The organism is Micromonospora sp. PTRAS2 (assembly GCF_054052245.1).
This window is the reverse complement of the sequence record NZ_JBSWBU010000003.1, coordinates 717,555-734,091: the sequence shown is the minus strand read 5'-3', so window position 1 is coordinate 734,091 and position 16,537 is coordinate 717,555. Positions and strand designations below refer to the sequence as shown.

Here is a 16,537-nt window from a genome sequence, read left to right as displayed (position 1 = left end):
CGCGTACCCTCGGTTCATGATCGTTCCTCGGGTGGCCATCGGCACCGACGTGCACGCCTTCGAGGCGGGCCGACCCTGCTGGCTGGCCGGCCTGCTCTGGCCCGACCAGGACGGCCTGGCCGGGCACTCCGACGCCGACGTGGTCGCGCACGCCGCCTGCAACGCGCTGCTCTCCGCCGCCGGCCTCGGCGACCTCGGCGCCAACTTCGGCGTGGCCGAGCCCGAATGGGCGGGCGCGCCCGGGGTGGCGCTGCTCACCGAGACCGCCCGCCGGGTCCGGGCGGCCGGCTTCGAGATCGGCAACGTCTCCGTGCAGGTCGTCGGCAACCGGCCGAAGATCGGGCCGCGCCGCGCCGAGGCGGAGGCGGTGCTCTCCGAGGCGGTCGGCGCGCCGGTGACCGTCTCCGCCGCCACCACCGACGGGCTCGGCTTCACCGGGCGCGGCGAGGGGCTCGCCGGCATCGCGGTGGCCCTGGTCCACCCGGTCCCGCCCGCGTAGGGTCGCCCGATGTCGAGCGACGCCACCGCCGAGGGATACCTCCAGCGCGCCCAACTCCTGGCCGACCTCGGACGGTACGACGAGGCCGCCGGGGAGGTCGGCCTCGCCCTCGCCCTGGAGCCGGCGAACGCCGACGCGCTGACCACCCTCGCCCGGGTGCACCTGGCCGCCGGCCGCCCCGCCGAGGCGCGCGCCGCCGCCGAGGCGGCCCTGGCCCTCGCCCCGGACACGGTCGCCCCGCTGGTCGCCCGCGGGCTGGCCCTGGTCGAGCAGGGCGAGTACGCCGAGGCGGCCGGCACCGCGGGCCGGTTGCTCGCCGCCGCAGACGACGCGTACGCCCAGCGCAGCGCCGCCGCGATCCTGTCCGGCTCCCGCAACGGGCAGCCGGCCCTCAACGCCGCCTGGCGGGGCGTCGAGCTGGCCCCGGAGGAGTCCCAGGCGCACCTGGTGCTCGCCCTGGTCGCCGCCCGGCTGCGGCTGTACGACCTGGCCGAGCGGGCGTACCGGGAGGCGCTGCGGCTCGACCCGGAGCTGGACCGGGCCGGCGACGAGCCGGGAATCGTTCGGCTGGAACGACGCTGGTACGCGGCGGCGCTCGCGGAGCTGGCGGAGAGCGTGCCGGCCGTCCAGGCGGCCCCGGTCGCGCCCGACAGGCCCCGGGGCGTCGTCGACGACCTGCGCCGGCTCGTGCTGTACGGGGCGGGCTGGACCCTCGTGGGTGCCGTGCTGGTGGCGGTCGCGGCGGCCGGGACGTCGTCGTCCGGCCCGTCGAGGTTCCTCGCGGTGCTGGTGGCGGTGAGCGGGGCGGTGCTGGGCTGGCTGCTCGCGGCGCGGGTACCGGGGCTGACCCGTACGGTGCTGCCCGGGCTGCTGCGCTCGGACCGGTCGCTGGCCCTGGCGGTGTACGCGGTGGCCGCCGGGCCGGTGCTGTTGCTGGTCTACGCGGCGGTGGGGACGCCGTGGCCGCTCGTGGCGGCGATCGCGGTGGCGGCGGTGGCGGAGTTGGCGGTGTTCTCCCGGACGGTGCGCTGAGCGTTGTGCGCGGGGTGGGTTTCGCCGGGGCCCGCCCGCTCCGGGCGGTCCGGCTTGATCCCCGCGCGGGCGGTCCCCGGCGAACCCTGACGTGGTCGCCGTCCGTCGCGGCTAGCCCGTGGCGAGGGCGGTCAGGCGGTCTGTCGAGATGCAGGAGGTCAGGCAGCGTTCCTTGGCGTCGTTGGTGAGCTGGGCCGTCCAGGTGGTGAAGCCGCCGTCGCCGAGCTCGACGGACTCGCCGCCGGGCGTCGCGATGATCCGCAGCGCGGCGTCGACGTAGTAGCCCCGGCCTCGGGTGCGCTCGGGTTCCTCGGCGAGCGGCACGCCGCCGGCCGCGAGGGCGGGCCGGACCGTGTCGTCGAGGCGTTCCCGCAGCACGGGGGAGTCGAGGACGGTGAACCGCAGCGCCGGCGCGGCGGACGGCGCCAGGCGGGCGAGGACCCGCTGCCAGTAGCCGAGGTGCAGCGCCAGCAGCCGGGCCTGGGTGCGGCCCGAGCCGGTGTCGCGGGCGCTGGACACCAGCGCGAAGAGCCGGAAGTGTGCCTGCATCCCCGCGCCGAACCGCTGCGCCCGCAGCACCCGGTGGCTGGCCGCGAGGTGCACCGCGCCCCGCCCGTTCCCACGTCGTCGCCGGTCGGCGGCCTCGACGGCCAGCGCGTTGGTGGGGTCGCTGACGACCTCCACCGGGCGGATGGCCGTGACGATGCGGTCCTGGCTCCCCGGGCTGACCGCCGCGCAGGTGCCCAGTGGCGCGACGGGGGACAGCTCCACGCCCGCCACCTCGGCGGGCAGCAGCTCCCACAGCAGCGCCTGCACGGCGGCGCTCGCGCGCGGGTCGCCGTCGGCGGGGCGGACGAACCGGTCCTCCCGCCAGCGGCGCAGCACCTCGGCGGGCCGCACCCGCGCGGCCCGCGTCCGGGCCAGGGAGAGCAGGAGCGTGGTCAGGTCCGCCGCCGGCAGGGTTTCCAAGGTCTCGCGTACGTCGTCGGGCAGCGCCGCCCACACCCGCCGCTCGGCGTCCGACAATCCGTCCCCGCTCACCCGGTCACGATGGCCGATGGGGGCGGGCCGGTCCACCGAGTTACCCGGGCGGCCCGCCCGCCTCGGGCTCCTGCCGGGAACTGTCGTATGCCTGCCGGGAGCTGCGGACGTGGTCGTGGTGGCGCATCGACCAGTGCAGCAGGCCGGTGAGCGGGCCGGTGAGGCTGTGGCCCTCGTCGGTGAGGGCGTAGTCGACCCGGGGCGGCACGCACGGGTGCACGGTGCGGGTGACCAGGCCGTCGCGTTCCAGGTTGCGCAGGGTGTGGGTCAGCATCCGTCGGCTGATGCCCTCGGTGGCGCGCTGGAGATCGCTGAACCGGCGCGGGCCGCCGCGCAGCAGCACCACGACGATCACCGTCCAGCGATCGCCGATGCGGTCCAGGGTGTCGCGGAGCGGGCAGTGCTCGCGCATCGCCTCCGTTACCCGGACGTCGGGCGGGAGGGCCAGCTCCTGGGCCAGCCGGGCACCCGGCGGGGGCGTCGTCATCGGTTACTCCGGTGTGCCTGAGGCAGGCGGATGTGCCGTCTTCCGCGATCGATCCTCGCTGTCCAGGATGGGGGCGGCAACCGCCTTTCCCAAGACGGGCGAGGCCACGTTCGTGAGCAGAGCGGAGCGGGATCAGGTGATCGTTGGGGTGACGGGGGCGTCCGGCGGGCTCGGGGGCCGCACGGTGCGGATGCTGGCCGGGGCGGGGCACCGGGTCGTGGCGCTGACCCGCGATCCGGGCGCGGCCCTGGCCGGGGCGGGCCGGGCGGCACCGGAGCGCGTCGAGGCACGGCGGGTCGACTTCGACGAGCCGGCGGGTCTCCCGGCGGCCCTCGCCGGGATCGACCGACTGCTGATCGTGAGTACGGACGCGTGGGAGCCCGCGCGGCGGATCGCCCAGCACCGGGCGGCCACCGACGCGGCGGTGGCCGCCGGGGTGGGGCACGTCGTCTACACCTCCCTGGTGGCCTGCGACGGGCCGCCGGAGCTGCTCAACTCCGCCCACCGGGCCACCGAGGAACACCTCCGCGGCTGTGGGCTCCCGTGGACGATCCTGCGCAACGCGATCTACGCCTCGGGGGTCGCGGAGCTGCTGGCCCCCGCCGTGTCCACCGGTCGGCACGTGACGAACGCCGGGGACGGCGCGGTGGCGTACGTGGCCCGGGACGACTGCGCGGCCGTGGCCGCCGCCGTGCTGACCGCCGGGCCGGAGCCGGCCGGTGGCCTCGCGGGGCGGACGCTCGACGTGACCGGCCCCGAGGCCCTCACCGCCGCCCACCTGGCCGGGCTGCTCGGGGCGCGCCTCGGCCGGCCCGTCGAGGTCGTCCACGTCGACGACGACGCGTACCGGGATCGGCTGGTCGGGGCAGGGACACCGGCGCCGGTGGCCGCGGCGCTCGTCGCCCTCGGGCGGGCCGTCCGGTCGGGGCGGTACGGGCGGGTCTCGACGACGGTGCCGGAGCTGACCGGCGGGCCCGCCCGCCGGGTCGACGCCTCCGTGGTCGTGGCGTCCTAGCCGGCCGGAGGGGCAGCGGGTCGGGCCCAGGTCCAGGCGTACGCGGGGTCCTCGCACTCGTCCGCCGCGTCGCACAGGTCGAGGGGGCGGAACGTGTCGACCATGACGGCCAGCTCGTCGAAGAAGTCGACGCCGATCGAGCGCTCGGCCGCGCCGGGCTGGGGGCCGTGGGTGAAGCCGGACGGGTGCAGGGAGATGGAGCCCTGCCCGATGCCGGAGCCGCGCCGGGCCTCGTAGTTGCCGCCGGTGTAGAACAGCATCTCGTCGGAGTCGACGTTGTGGTGGTGGTAGGGCACCGGGATGGCGTCGGGGTGGTAGTCGACCTTGCGGGGCACGAACGAGCAGATCACGAAGTTGGGGCCCTGGAACGTCTGGTGCACGGGCGGCGGCTGGTGGATGCGGCCGGTGATCGGCTCGAAGTCGTGGATGGAGAACGCCCACGGGTAGAGGTGGCCGTCCCAGCCGACGACGTCGAACGGGTGGTGCGCGTAGACGTACCTCGTCCAACCGCGCCGGTGCCGGACCAGGACCTCGACGTCGGAGCCGTCGACGAGCAGCGGGGCGTCCGGCCCGCGGACGTCGCGCTCGCAGTAGGGCGAGTGCTCCAGGAACTGGCCGCGCACCGACAGGTAGCGCTTGGGCGGGCCGACGTGCCCGGCGGCCTCGATGGCCAGCAGCCGGGCCGGCTCGTCGCCGGTGGGGACGAGTCGGTGGATGGTCGACGTCGGGATGATCACGTAGTCGCCGGCCACCGCGTCGAGCGCGCCGAACGGTGACTCGACCCGCAGCGCCCCGGACTCCAGGTAGAGGCAGTGGTCGCCGGTGGCGTCACGGAACAGCGGGGACGGCCGGTCGGCCGACACGTACGCGATGCGCACGTCGTCGTTGGCGAGGAGGTAGCGCCGGCCGAGGATCGGGTCGGCCCCGGTGTGGTCGAGCTGGTGGGTGCGCAGGTGGCGGGGCTTGAGCGGCAGGTTGGGCACGCGGGTGACGGCCGGCGGGTCGTACGCCTCGGCGGCGACGATCGCGGTGGGGGCGTGCCGGTGGTAGAGCAGGGACGAGTCGGCGGAGAAGCCCTCCTGGCCCATCAGCTCCTCGGCGTAGAGGGTGCCGTCGGGCTGGCGGAACTGGGTGTGCCGCTTGCGGGGCACCTCGCCGACGCTGCGGTAGTACGGCATGTCGCCTCCCGATCGTCGCGTTCACCCGAGCATGGGCGCGTTCACCGGCCATCGTCCCGTTCACCGGCCGCTGACGTCCGATAGTCGGACGCTGTTGTCCGTTCCTTGTAGCGTCCCGTAAGTTCTTGTTCCGTGTCAACGCACGTGCCACACCTCCTCGCCGGCCTCGTCGACGACGCCGCCGTCTTCCCGCCCGGCAGTGCGGCGCTGCCCGACGCGCTCGCCGCGCACCGCCGGCACCGCGACTCCTGGTACGCCGACCTGGTCGGCCCGCTGCTCGTGCCCGCCTCGGCGGTCGTCTCCGGCGAGCTGGCCCGAGAACTGGTCGACGCGCCGGATGGCCCGGCCGGCCCCGCCGCGTCCGCCGGCGACAGCGCCGCAAACGGCCCCGGGGTCGGGTCGAGCCTCGTGGTCGGGCTGATCGGCGACACCGGGATCGACGGGCTGCCCGCCGCGCTGGCCGCCCTGCCGGCCGGCGTCACCGCCCGCCAGGTCGAGGTGGCCGTCGCCAAGCGCGGCGAGGACCCCCTGCCCGGCCTGACCGCGCTGCTGGGCCTGGCCGGGCGGTCCGGCGGGGTCGACGTCCACGCCGAGCTGCCGCTGACGTTCGGGCTGATGGGGGCGCTCGACGCGGTCGCCGCCGCCCGCGCCGACGGGGTGCCGGTCGCGGCGAAGTTCCGCACCGGCGGGCTGGCCGCCGAGCTGTTCCCCACCCCGGTCGAGCTGGCCGCCGTGATCTGCGCCTGCCGGGACCGGGCGCTGCCGTTCAAGCTGACCGCTGGGCTGCACCACGCCGTGCGGCACCGCGACCCGGAGACCGGCTTCACCCACCACGGCTTCGGCAACGTGCTCGCCGCGACCCTCGCCGCCGCCGACGGGGCCGAGGTGGACGAGGTGGCCGCCGTGCTCGCCACCACCGACCCGGTGCCGCTGGTCGAGCGGGCCCGGGCCGCCCGCGCCGCCGACCGGCCGCTGTGGGTGGGGTACGGCTCGTGCAGCATCACCGAACCACTGACCGACCTGATCCGGCTGGGCCTGGTCGACGCAGGACACGACGGGAGCGGGGGAGACGACGTGAACGCAGGACACGACGGTGACGGGGGACACGGGGCATGACCTGGGTGACGGGTGCCGAGGGCTCGGCGTACGGGGTGCGCAACCTGCCGTACGGGGTGTTCCGCACCGGCGGGGGCGACCCCCGTGTCGGCGTACGGATCGGGGAGTTCGTGCTCGACCTGGGCGCGGCCGAGGCGGCCGGGCTGGTGCTGGCCGCCGGCGCGCTGGGCCGGTCCACGCTCAACGCGTTCCTGGCGCTGGGGCGGCCGCAGTGGACCGCCGTCCGGCAGCGGGTGACCGAGCTGCTCACCGACCCCGCCCACCGGCCGGCCGTCGAGCCGCTGCTGGTGCCGCTGGCCGAGGCCGAGCTGCTGCTGCCGTTCGAGGTGGCCGACTACGTCGACTTCTACTCCTCCGAGCACCACGCGGGCAACGTCGGGCAGATCTTCCGCCCCGGCCAGCCGCCGCTGCTGCCCAACTGGAAGCACCTGCCGATCGGCTACCACGGCCGGGCCGGCACGGTGGTGGTGTCCGGCACGCCGGTCGTGCGCCCCACCGGGCAGCGGGCCACCCCGGACGGGCCGGTCTGCGGGCCGTCCGTGCGCCTCGACATCGAGGCCGAGGTGGGCTTCGTCGTCGGCGTGCCCAGCGTGCTCGGCGAGCCGGTCGGAGTGGCCGACTTCGCCGACCACGTCTTCGGGGTGGTGCTGGTCAACGACTGGTCGGCGCGGGACATCCAGGCCTGGGAGTACCAGCCGCTCGGCCCGTTCCTCGGCAAGTCCTTCGCCACCTCCGTGTCGGCCTGGGTGACCCCGCTGGACGCGCTCGCCGACGCGTTCGTGCCCGCCCCCGAGCAGGACCCGCCGGTCGCGGAGTACCTGCGGGACGTGCCGCACGTGGGGCTGGACCTGCGGCTGGCCGTGGAGTGGAACGGCGAGCGGGTCAGCGAGCCGCCGTTCGCCACCATGTACTGGACGCCCGCCCAGCAGTTGGCGCATCTCACCGTCAACGGCGCGTCCCTGCGCACCGGCGACCTGTACGCCTCCGGCACCGTCTCCGGCCCCCGGCGGGACCAGGTCGGCTCGTTCCTGGAGCTGACCTGGGGCGGCGCGGAGCCGGTCACGGTCGGCGGGGCGGAGCGCACCTTCCTGGCCGACGGCGACACGGTCACCGTCACCGCCACCGCGCCGGGCCCCGACGGCACCACGATCGCCCTCGGCGAGGTGACCGGCACGATCCGCCCCGCCCGCTGACCCCGTCAGCGCCCCGCCGTCCGTTCCGCCCGCCGACCCCGCCGCGCCCTTCGTCCGGGCCGTCCGGACCGGCGGCCTCCACCCGGTGACAGCCGGGGAACCGCGGTCGCACATCAGGTGCGACCGGTGCCTGACCCCGCTCGTTGATCGAGCCGGGTTCCCCGCGTGGCGGAACCCGGCCGGCGGCTCCGGGTGGTGCCGCCCGGCCGTCGTGGGACGTCCCAACGGAGTGGAGGCAATGAACATGATCGATCTTGCGGGTGCCGTCTGGCGCACCAGCAGCCGCTCGAACGACCAGGGGCTGTGCGTCGAGGTGGCGGACAACCTCGTCAGCAGCGCCGGAGTCGTCGCCGTACGCGACTCCAAGGACCCGGCGGGCCCGGCGCTGACCGTCAGCCCGCCGGGCTGGACCGCGTTCGTCGACGCGATCCGGGTCGGGCGTTTCCTGGCCTGACCCTGACCCCGGGGTGCCCGTCACCCCCGGATCGGCCACCAGCGGCGGAAGTTCCGCCGCTGGGGCCCCACCGCGCGCTCACCGGCCGTACCGTGGACGACACGGGAGGTGTCATGTCGACGGTCACGGTCACCGAGTTCATCGAGGCGCCCGCCGTCGACCTCTGGCGGCTCCTCGTCGACCTGCCGGTCCGCGCCGACTGGCTCCGCACGGTCGGCGGGGTCGAGCTGCTCACCCCCGGCCCGCTCGCCCCCGGCACGGCCTGGCGGGAGACCCGCACCCGGCCGGACGGGGGCACCCAGGCCGAGGAGTTCGTCGTGGTGGAGTGCGTTCCGCCCCGGCGGCTGGTGCTCGCCTCGCCGGGCATCGGCGTGTCCTACCGCACCACCTGGGTCCTGCGCACCGTCCAGCGCCGCCGCCGGGCCTGCACCGCCGTCACCGTCGCGCAGGAGGCGGTCGCCACGGCGCCGTACGGTCGGGTGCTGGCCCTGCTCTTCGGCGGCCTGGCCGCCCGCACGGTCGAGGGCACCTTCCGTCGCGACCTCGCCGACCTCTCCCGCGCCGCCCACCCACCGACCCAGGCCGAGGCGGCCTGAAAGCGCGCCGGGCCGGTGCGCCGGGCCGGGTGCCGGCCGGCACCGGGGCGGGCCGGCCTCGGTAGGGTGCCGGGCGGAGGTGCGGCATGACTGTGGCGAAGGGACGGCGGGGCGTCGCGATGACACTCGCGGCGCTGGTCGGCGTCGCGGCGGTCGCCTTCGTCGTCCACCGGGTGCTCGCGCCGGCCGAGGTGGAGACCCCCGCCCGCGCCGCCTACCCGGCCACGGCCACCCCGGCGATCGGCGTGGTGGGCCGGCTGCCGGCGGCCCCGCTGATCGTGGACGGCCGGCTCCGCGTCTACGCCGCCACCCGCCAGGTGTACGCCGACCAGCCCGCCGACTCCCGCAACCGGGTCACCCCGTACTGGTCGTACCGGCGCTGGCCGGCGGAGGTCAGCGGGGTGGTGGCGGATGCGACCACGGTCGTCAGCCGCTGGTCGGACGGGAAGCTGGTGGCGCTGGACGCGCGTACCGGACGGGTGGCCTGGCAGTCCGACGGCCCGGAGCCCGCCGCCGGCTGGACCGCCCGCCGCACCGGGGCCGGCACCGTGTGGGCCCCGCCGGGGCTGTTCCTCGCCCGCGCCGCCGACGGCCGGCCCGTGCTGGTGGTCGCCGGCCCGGAGCGGGTCGCCGGCTTCGCGCTCGCCGACGGCCGGCGGCTCTGGTCGGTCGACGTGGACGGCGGATGCCGCGACGACGTGGCCACCACGTCGGCGGGGCAGCTCGTCGCCGTCGACCGGTGCGCCGCCCCGGTGGCCGTCGAGTTCCGCGACGTGGCCACCGGCACGCCGACGGTGCGCCTGACGCCGACCGGGGCCACCGCCGACCTCACCGTCACCCCGGTCGGCTGCGTGAGCCCCCGCTCCCGGTGCCGGGGCCTGCACACCGAGGGCTTCGCCGACGGGGCGGGCCGCGGCTGGCTGGTCGGCACCGCCGACCCGGTCGCCGCCCCGGGCCTGGACGTGGCCGGCACGGAGCTGGACGGCGAGCGCGCCGTCGGCACGGCCGGCGGGGTGGTGACCGCGCGGTCGGCCCGCACCGGCGAGGAGCTGTGGCGGCGCGCCGACCTCGGCCCGGCCCGGATCCTGGCCGTCCAGCCCGGCCGGGTGCACCTGCTCACCGAGACCCGGGACCTGGTCACCCTCGACCCGAGGACCGGCGCGCAGCGCTCCCGCTTCCGGCTGGAGGTGGGCCGCGACGGAATCGGCTGGGCCGCCGGCCTGGCGTACGCGGGCGGCGGCTACGTGGCGGTGGAGCGGCTGCGCGAGCCGGTTGCCCCGGACGCCGACGACCAGCGCTACTTCCTGATGTCCGAGCCGGTGCTGCTCGCCGCCACCTGACGGCCCCGGTGAACGGCCGGTTCGACGACCGCCCGCCGCCGCCGACGGAGCCGGCGGACCAGCAGGGCGACTCCGGCAATCGCCGCCGCCGCGGCGACGAGGGCCCCGGCACGGAGCCACCAGCTCCGGGCGAGGCGGTCGAACAGGGGGGCCCGCCTGCCGGCCTGGCCGGGCTCGGGAAAGGTGATCGTGCCGCTGGCGCTGCGTCTGACCTTGCCGCTCTCCAGGTCCAGGGCGATCCGCCACGGGCCGTCGGCCAGCTCCGCGGGGAAGAGCACCCGCACGCTGCCGGCCTCGCCCGCGGCCAGCGTCGTGCCCTGGACGACGTCGAACGGGCCGGCCCGGACCCCGCCCGGGCCGTCGGAGAGCGTGGCACTGCCACCCATGTCCAGGGCGCGCCCGCCGGTGTTGCGGACCGCGACGTCGACGGAGGGCCGGCCCTCGCCGTCCCGGGCCGGCACGACGTCGCCGATGGTGAAGTCGGACGGCGGCTCGCCGCCCGCCCCCACGTCGAGGTAGATCCGGACACCGACCCGGTGGACGATGTTGACGTTGGCCGAGGTGTCCCGGGCGGGAACCGTGGACGCCCAGACGACCCCGTAGCGCTCGCCGGCCGACGCCTCCCGGGGCACCCGCACGGTCGCGGTGAACCGGGCGCTCTCCTGCGGGTCGAGGGTGACCGAGCCCTCGTCGAGGGTGATCCAGCCGCTCAGCTCGTTGGCCGTGCGGCCCTCGGCGAACCGGAACTTGCCGTCGGCGACGTCAGCGCCGGCCGCGTACAGGTCGAGGCGGCGGCGCTCGGCGGAGTGGTTGACGACGCTGATCTTCCGCTTGATCGTGCTGCCGGGGGGCAGGTGGTCGACGATGTAGCGCAACGCCCGGGGGTCGTCGTGCCGGGCAACGGGTGCCTCCAGCAGTTGGATCCCGATCGCGCGACTGTCGGGCTCCGCGGCCGGCGCGCCGGCCCGGGCAGGGACGCCCGGACCGGCGGCGCAGAGCAGCACCGCGGCCGACCAGGCCGCGAGGCGGATCAGCGGCTCAGGCGACCGAATGTGTCACCGTCCCGGTGTAGGTGCCGGACTGGTTGGCCGACGGCACGTTGACCTCGAGGGTCGGGTTCCAGGAGGCCGAGTTGATGCCGGTGCCGCCGGTGTGGGTGAACGCGGTGACCGGTGTGGTGTTGTCCAGCGGCACGGCGTTGCCGGAGGCGGTCTGCCCCTCGGTGAAGGTGCCGGTGCCGCTGGTGGCCGTCGCCGGGCCCGACCAGTAGTCGACGGCGGTGGCGGGGACGGTCTCGGTGGCGGTGGCGGTGCCGGTGGTGAAGTCGGTCGAGGTCACCGACGCCGTCCACGAGGCGTCGGCGCCCGTGGCCCGGGTGTCGGACACGGTCACGGTGCCGAGCTGCCCGGTGATCGTGGTGCCCGGCGCGCCGGAGCCGAGGTTGGCCGTGGCGGGCGCGTCGATGTCGAGGGTTCCGGCGAGGACGTCGAAGGTGACAGTGGTGGTGTCGGTCGGCGCGGCCAGCGCCGGCGAGGCGACCAGGGCGGCGGTGGCGGCCGCGGCGGTCGCGGCCAGGATCGTGCGAGTACGCATGCTCTCTCATCCCTTGCTCGGTTGGTGCGGACCGTCGTGGTCGAGGGCCCACGAGCCAGGATGGACGTTAGCGACAAGAGTGTCTTAAGGGTTTGAAACGGGACAAAAGCCTGGAGTTGGTCGTCCATAGCCGGACTACGGGCGGGTGGGCTTCCGCGAACCCTCATCGCTGCCGGCGTCGGAAGGGTTACCTTCCCCCCATGCCCGGCCATATCGGCTCCGCAGCCGCACCGCGAGTCCTGGGCGGCGCCTTGGCTGCCCTGCTGGTGGCCGCCCTCGCCGGTGCCGGCCAGTCGGCGGACGGCGCGCCCGAAGCGCTGCCCCGGGCCGTGCCCGTCGCCGCGGCCCCGCCGCAACCGCCCCCCGGACCGTCCGCCGGCACCGTGGTCGGCTTCCAGGTGCTCCCGGGCCCGACGCAGCCCACCGTGCCGCCGCCGACGGGCACCCCCACGGGCGGGCCGACCTCGCCGCAGCCGGGACCGTCGCCCAGCGGGACCGGGCCGGCCCCGTCAGGGCAGCCAGCCCCCTCGCGGCCGGGCCGGCTGCCGGTCACCGGCGGAGCGTGGGGGGCGGCGTGGCCGCTGGCCGTCGGCGCGGCCAGCGTGCTCCTGGGCCTGGCCCTGACCCTCGCCCGCCGACGCCGCCCCCGGGGGGCATGAGATCCCCGCCGCCACCCTGATCGGGCGGCTCGGTTCGGGCCGGGGCGGCTCAGGCCAGGGCGGACTCCGCGGCGGCGAGGAACGCGTCGTTCTCGGCCGGGGTGCCGATGGTGACCCGCACCCCGTCGCCCGGGAACGGCCGGACGATCACGCCGCGCGCCTCGCACGCCTTGCCGAACCCGACCGCCCGGTCGCCCAGCGGCAGCCACACGAAGTTGGCCTGGCTGGCCGGCACGTCCGGGACGAACTTGCGCAGCGCCTCGGTGACCCGGTCCCGCTCGGCGACGACCAGCGCGCAGCGCCGCTGCACCTCGTCGGCCTGCGCGAGGGCGGCGAGCGCGCCGGCCTGGGCGGCCATGCTGGTGGAGAACGGGGTGACCACCTTGCGCACGGCGGCGGCCACCTCGGGCGCGGCGACGAGGAAGCCGATCCGCAGGCCCGCCAGCCCCCACGCCTTCGACAGGGTGCGCAGCACCACCACGTTCGGCCGGTCGAGGTAGGTCAGGCCGTCCGGCACCTCGGCGTCGGTGACGAACTCCCGGTACGCCTCGTCGATGACCACCAGCACGTCCTCGCCGACGGCGTCGAGGAACCGGTCCAGCTCCGCCTTGCGTACGGCGGTGCCGGTCGGGTTGTTGGGGTTGCAGACCAGCACCATCCTGGTCCGGTCGGTCACCGCCGCGGCCATCGCGTCGAGGTCGTGCCCGTGCCCGGCGTCGTTGGGCACCCGCACGCTGGTCGCGCCGCTGGTGGCCGCGATGATCGGGTACGCCTCGAACGACCGCCACGAGTAGAGCAGTTCGTCGCCGGGCAGGCAGGTGGCCCGCACCAGGTGCTCGGCCAGCGCCACCGACCCGCAGCCGGTGGCGATCCGGTCGGGGTGCACCCCGTGCCGCTCGGCGAGCGCCTGGCGCAGCGCCACCACGCCCATGTCCGGGTACCGGTGCGAGCCGGCGACCGCCTCGGCGACCGCCTCCACCACGCCGGGCAGCGGCCCGTACGGCACCTCGTTGCTGGCCAGCTTGATCGCCTCCGGCAGGCCCAGCTCGCGGGCCAGGTCGGCGGGGCTGCGGCCGGGCACGTAGTTGGGCAGCGCGTCGAGGTCGGCGCGGGTCAGCCGCAGCGGTGGCTCGTGACGTCCGGTGTCGGTCATGGCTTGTCTCCCGAAGGGGTGGCGGGGGTGGTGGGGTCGTCGGCCGGCTCGGCGGGACCGCCCGACGGGGCGCCGCCGCCGGCGGCGGGGGTGCGCGGCGGCAGCCGGACCACCACGGTCTGCGCGCGCTTGTCGTGCAGCGCCTGCCGCAGCGGGTGGTCGAACAGCGGCGACACGGCGTCGACGAGCTGGAGCAGCAGGCCGAAGCCGCAGCAGTACCACAGCAGGGTGGGCAGGCCCAGCGTGCTCCACCGGCGCAGCGCCCGCCCGAAGCCGAGCGGCTGGTCGGCCTCGACCGGCACGGCCCGTACGCCGAGCAGCCGCTTGCCGAGGGTCTGCCCGTTGCCGGCCATCGCCGGCACCTCGTACGCGAACCAGAGGGCGGTGGCGATCAGCAGGATGGCGACCTGGAGCCCGCCGGCCTGCTCGCCGGGCTGCGGCAGCCCATCGGTGGACGTGTCGCCGGCCATGCTCCGGCGCAGCACCTCGCGGAAGTAGGGGGTGACCTCCTCGACGTACCGGTAGACGAACCAGCCGTTGACGACGGCGTTGAGCAGGAACACCGCGCCGAAGTCGATCAGCCGGGCGACGAACCGGGCACCGAAGGAGGCCAGCGGCAGCCCGTGCGGGCGGGGCACGGGCGGACGCCCCGGCCACCCCGGGTACGCCCACCCGGGCGGGTACCCCTGCCCGGGTGCCCCCGGCTGGCCGGGGATCCCGCCGGGCGGGCCGTACGGCGGGCCGCCGACGGGGCCCGGCTGCTGGCCGGGGTGCGGCTGCGGGCCGGGCTGCCCGGGGAACGGGGGCTGGCCGGTCCCCGGCCAGCCGGGGAACGGGCCCGGGGCGGGCGGCGCGCCGGGCCCACCGGCCGGAGCGGGGACACTGCCGGTGGTCGTCGGCGCGGCCGGGCCGCCCTGGCCGGCGGCGGGGCTGGCCGGCGGCGGGGGCTCGACCGGGGGCGGCCCCTCCGGCGGGGTGGCGTCGACGGGGATCGGCGCGCCGATCCAGCCCTCACCGTCCCAGTACCTCCTGGTGTCGGGATCGGCGGGGTCGACGTACCAGCCTGGTTGCACGCTCACGGAGCAACCTTAACGACGACCGTCGCGGCGAACTTGTCGTGGAGGCACTGCTGCCAGGGCTTGTCCCCGAGCTGCCAGAACCCGTCGAGGTAGTTGAACCCGGGCACCACCGTGGCGGCGACGAACTGCACGAGGTAGCGCCGCCCGGCCATGCCGCGGTCGAGCGTCCGGGTCGGGTCGAGCGGGACGACCCGGAGCTTCATCACCTTCTTGCCCAGCGTCTGCCCGGACCGGAGCAGGTATTCGACGTGGTAGAGCCAGTAGAGCCCGAGCATCAGCACGACCAGCCCCAGCTCGGCCAGGAGCAGCGGCAGCATGAGGTCGGTCAGGAACGATTTGGGGTGGTATCCCAGGAGCCTGTCGACCGGCTCGGTCCGGGTGAACTGGTCGAACACGGTGAACCAGACGTACATCATTGCCGGCAGGAACAGCGTCAGGCCGACCACACCGGCGACGGCGCTGTCGATCAGGAAGGCCAGCAGGCGGTCGCCGAAGCTGGCCAGCGGCTGCCCGCCGGGGCCGACCGGCACCGGCGGGTGCCCGGGGCGCGGCGGGGCCCACCCGGCCGGTGGTGGGGCGTAACCGCCCGGCGGGGTCCACGCTCCCGGCGGGGCCCAACCGCCGGGCGGGGCGTAGCCGGTGGGGCCGGGCTGCGCCGGGACGGCGTACCCCGGCGGAACCGGGGCGGCGGGCGGCGCGACGCCACCGGCGGGCGGCTGCCCGCCGGCCGGCGGCGTCGGGTACGTCGGAGGCTGGGTCACGCTCGACAGTGTCGCAGGTGGCTACAGGTTTCCCCGCTTCTCCTGCTCCCGCTCGATGGCCTCGAACAGGGCCTTGAAGTTGCCCTTGCCGAAGCCGAGCGAGCCGTGCCGCTCGATCAGCTCGAAGAACACGGTCGGGCGGTCCTGCACCGGCTTGGTGAAGATCTGCAGCAGGTAGCCGTCCTCGTCCCGGTCGACCAGGATCTTGCGGGCCTTCAGCTCCTCGATCGGCACCCGCACCCGGCCGATCCGGGCGCGCAGCTCCGGGTCGTCGTAGTACGAGTCCGGGGTGTCCAGGAACTCGACGCCGGCCGCGCGCATCGCGTCGACGCTGGCCACGATGTCGTTGGTGGCCACGGCGATGTGCTGGGCCCCCGGGCCCTGGTAGAACTCCAGGTACTCGTCGATCTGCGACTTCTTGCGGGCCACGGCCGGCTCGTTGAGCGGGAACTTGACCTTGCGGGTGCCGTTGGCGACGACCTTGCTCATCAGCGCCGAGTAGTCGGTGGCGATGTCGTCGCCGACGAACTCCGCCATGTTGGAGAAGCCCATCACCCGCTTGTAGAAGTCGACCCACTCGTCCATCCGGCCCAGCTCCACGTTGCCGACCACGTGGTCGACGGCCTGGAAGAAGCGCTTCGGCTGGAGGCCGGCGTCGATCATCGGCTGCCGGTCCACGATCGGGCCCCGGGCCACGAAGCCGGGCAGGAACGGCCCGGTGTAGCGGGACCGGTCGACCAGGGTGTGCCGGGTGTCGCCGTACGCGGCGATGGTCGCCATCCGCACGGTGCCGTGGGAGTCGCCGACGTCGTGCGGCTCGACCAGGCCGGTCGCGCCCTGGGCGACGGCGTGGGCGTACGCGGCGTCGACGTCGGGCACCTCCAGCGCGAGGTCCACCACGCCGTCGCTGTGCTTCGTCACGTGCTCGGCGCCGGGGGCGTCGGGCCGCACCGCGCCGGTCAGCACGAACCGGGCCGAACCGCTGGTCAGCACGTACTCGGCGTAGTCGCGGAAGCCCTGCTCCGGCCCCCGGTACGCCACGCAGGTCATGCCGAACGCCGTCGAGTAGTAGTGCGCCGCCTGCTTGGCGTTGCCGACCATGAAGTGCACGTAGTCGAGCGCCTTCACCGGGAACGGGTCGCGGCTGATGTCGTGGTCGACGGCGCCGACGAGCCGGTCGACGTCGATCTCCTCGGTGGGCTTGGGTCGGTCGATCGCCTGGGTCACGGTGGCCTCCCTCGCGTACCGGCCGGCCTCGTGGGCCGCCGTGGGCTGGTTGTCCAGGAAGCATCGCCGGAGCGGATTCGGTTGGGCAACAGTTGCGCTTGTCCCTGGTCAGGT

18 protein-coding genes are annotated in these 16,537 nt (G+C 75.8%); 9 read left to right on the top strand and 9 right to left on the bottom strand.

Going from position 1 to position 16,537, the window contains the following annotated elements; genetic code table 11:
• The first annotated feature begins 16 nt into the window (after positions 1–16).
• Together ispF and ACVMYR_RS14195 are read left to right on the top strand one after the other, a co-directional pair.
• Positions 17–499 (top strand): 2-C-methyl-D-erythritol 2,4-cyclodiphosphate synthase, encoded by a 483-nt coding sequence (gene ispF, locus ACVMYR_RS14200; RefSeq protein ID WP_043965064.1) that lies wholly within the window; start codon positions 17–19, stop codon positions 497–499.
• A 9-nt stretch (positions 500–508) separates the two neighbouring features.
• Positions 509–1,531 (top strand): tetratricopeptide repeat protein, encoded by a 1,023-nt coding sequence (locus ACVMYR_RS14195; protein WP_396789630.1) that lies wholly within the window; start codon positions 509–511, stop codon positions 1,529–1,531.
• A gap of 111 nt (positions 1,532–1,642) precedes the next feature.
• Here the strand turns inward: ACVMYR_RS14195 and ACVMYR_RS14190 are convergent, their stop codons facing one another.
• Together ACVMYR_RS14190 and ACVMYR_RS14185 are read right to left on the bottom strand one after the other, a co-directional pair.
• Positions 1,643–2,572: a hypothetical protein gene (locus ACVMYR_RS14190; RefSeq protein ID WP_457121975.1), complete on the bottom strand. Its 930-nt coding sequence runs from the start codon at positions 2,570–2,572 to the stop codon at positions 1,643–1,645.
• A 40-nt stretch (positions 2,573–2,612) separates the two neighbouring features.
• Entirely contained in the window at positions 2,613–3,059 is a 447-nt protein-coding gene (locus tag ACVMYR_RS14185) for a winged helix-turn-helix transcriptional regulator (RefSeq protein ID WP_228986994.1), read from the bottom strand.
• Positions 3,060–3,195: 136 nt separating this feature from the next.
• Between ACVMYR_RS14185 and ACVMYR_RS14180 the strand changes: the two genes are divergently transcribed.
• Entirely contained in the window at positions 3,196–4,074 is an 879-nt protein-coding gene (locus ACVMYR_RS14180; RefSeq protein WP_457121974.1) for an NAD(P)H-binding protein, read from the top strand.
• Here the strand turns inward: ACVMYR_RS14180 and ACVMYR_RS14175 are convergent.
• Positions 4,071–5,252: a homogentisate 1,2-dioxygenase domain-containing protein gene (locus ACVMYR_RS14175; protein ID WP_457121973.1), complete on the bottom strand. Its 1,182-nt coding sequence runs from the start codon at positions 5,250–5,252 to the stop codon at positions 4,071–4,073. The two genes, ACVMYR_RS14180 and ACVMYR_RS14175, sit on opposite strands and share 4 nt — an antisense overlap.
• Before the next feature lie 132 nt (positions 5,253–5,384).
• On the opposite strand from ACVMYR_RS14175, the gene ACVMYR_RS14170 reads away from it, so the two are divergent.
• The 5 genes from ACVMYR_RS14170 (at position 5,385) to ACVMYR_RS14150 (ending at position 9,951) form a co-directional block, all read left to right on the top strand.
• Complete coding sequence (locus ACVMYR_RS14170) at positions 5,385–6,368, top strand: hypothetical protein (RefSeq protein WP_431892307.1); 984 nt, start codon at positions 5,385–5,387, stop codon at positions 6,366–6,368.
• Positions 6,365–7,561 (top strand): fumarylacetoacetase, encoded by a 1,197-nt coding sequence (fahA, locus tag ACVMYR_RS14165; RefSeq protein ID WP_431892305.1) that lies wholly within the window; start codon positions 6,365–6,367, stop codon positions 7,559–7,561. The genes ACVMYR_RS14170 and fahA overlap by 4 nt, the downstream gene beginning before the upstream one ends.
• A 244-nt stretch (positions 7,562–7,805) precedes the next feature.
• Positions 7,806–8,015 carry a DUF397 domain-containing protein gene (locus tag ACVMYR_RS14160; RefSeq protein ID WP_043966409.1) on the top strand — a complete coding sequence of 70 codons (210 nt, stop codon included), beginning with the start codon at positions 7,806–7,808 and terminating at the stop codon, positions 8,013–8,015.
• A gap of 113 nt (positions 8,016–8,128) precedes the next feature.
• Complete coding sequence (locus tag ACVMYR_RS14155; RefSeq protein ID WP_077938059.1) at positions 8,129–8,611, top strand: SRPBCC family protein; 483 nt, start codon at positions 8,129–8,131, stop codon at positions 8,609–8,611.
• An 86-nt stretch (positions 8,612–8,697) separates the two neighbouring features.
• The gene (locus tag ACVMYR_RS14150) at positions 8,698–9,951 is read left to right on the top strand and encodes an outer membrane protein assembly factor BamB family protein (RefSeq protein ID WP_457121972.1); all 1,254 of its coding nucleotides are present in this window, start codon (positions 8,698–8,700) and stop codon (positions 9,949–9,951) included.
• On the opposite strand, the gene ACVMYR_RS14145 is transcribed toward ACVMYR_RS14150, so the two are convergent.
• Positions 9,909–10,955, bottom strand: a complete 1,047-nt coding sequence (locus ACVMYR_RS14145; RefSeq protein ID WP_457121971.1) for a COG1470 family protein — start codon at positions 10,953–10,955, stop codon at positions 9,909–9,911. The genes ACVMYR_RS14150 and ACVMYR_RS14145 overlap by 43 nt on opposite strands.
• 34 nt (positions 10,956–10,989) lie before the next feature.
• Positions 10,990–11,544, bottom strand: a complete 555-nt coding sequence (locus ACVMYR_RS14140; RefSeq protein WP_077938061.1) for a hypothetical protein — start codon at positions 11,542–11,544, stop codon at positions 10,990–10,992.
• Between the two features lie 200 nt (positions 11,545–11,744).
• On the opposite strand from ACVMYR_RS14140, the gene ACVMYR_RS14135 reads away from it, so the two are divergent.
• Positions 11,745–12,203 (top strand): hypothetical protein, encoded by a 459-nt coding sequence (locus ACVMYR_RS14135; RefSeq protein ID WP_228986992.1) that lies wholly within the window; start codon positions 11,745–11,747, stop codon positions 12,201–12,203.
• Positions 12,204–12,252: 49 nt separating this feature from the next.
• Here ACVMYR_RS14135 and hisC read toward each other — a convergent pair whose 3' ends face one another.
• Genes hisC through hppD form a run of 4 tightly spaced genes read right to left on the bottom strand, consistent with a single transcriptional unit; the run spans position 12,253 to position 16,423 of the window.
• Positions 12,253–13,356 (bottom strand): histidinol-phosphate transaminase, encoded by a 1,104-nt coding sequence (gene hisC, locus ACVMYR_RS14130; RefSeq protein ID WP_353900404.1) that lies wholly within the window; start codon positions 13,354–13,356, stop codon positions 12,253–12,255.
• Positions 13,353–14,435 carry an RDD family protein gene (locus tag ACVMYR_RS14125; RefSeq protein WP_457121970.1) on the bottom strand — a complete coding sequence of 361 codons (1,083 nt, stop codon included), beginning with the start codon at positions 14,433–14,435 and terminating at the stop codon, positions 13,353–13,355. The genes hisC and ACVMYR_RS14125 overlap by 4 nt, the downstream gene beginning before the upstream one ends.
• Positions 14,432–15,196, bottom strand: coding sequence for an RDD family protein (locus ACVMYR_RS14120; protein WP_457121969.1), 765 nt, complete (start codon positions 15,194–15,196; stop codon positions 14,432–14,434). Before ACVMYR_RS14120 ends, ACVMYR_RS14125 begins: the two co-directional genes overlap by 4 nt.
• A 21-nt stretch (positions 15,197–15,217) precedes the next feature.
• Positions 15,218–16,423 carry a 4-hydroxyphenylpyruvate dioxygenase gene (hppD, locus tag ACVMYR_RS14115; RefSeq protein WP_457121968.1) on the bottom strand — a complete coding sequence of 402 codons (1,206 nt, stop codon included), beginning with the start codon at positions 16,421–16,423 and terminating at the stop codon, positions 15,218–15,220.
• Positions 16,424–16,537 lie beyond the last annotated feature (114 nt).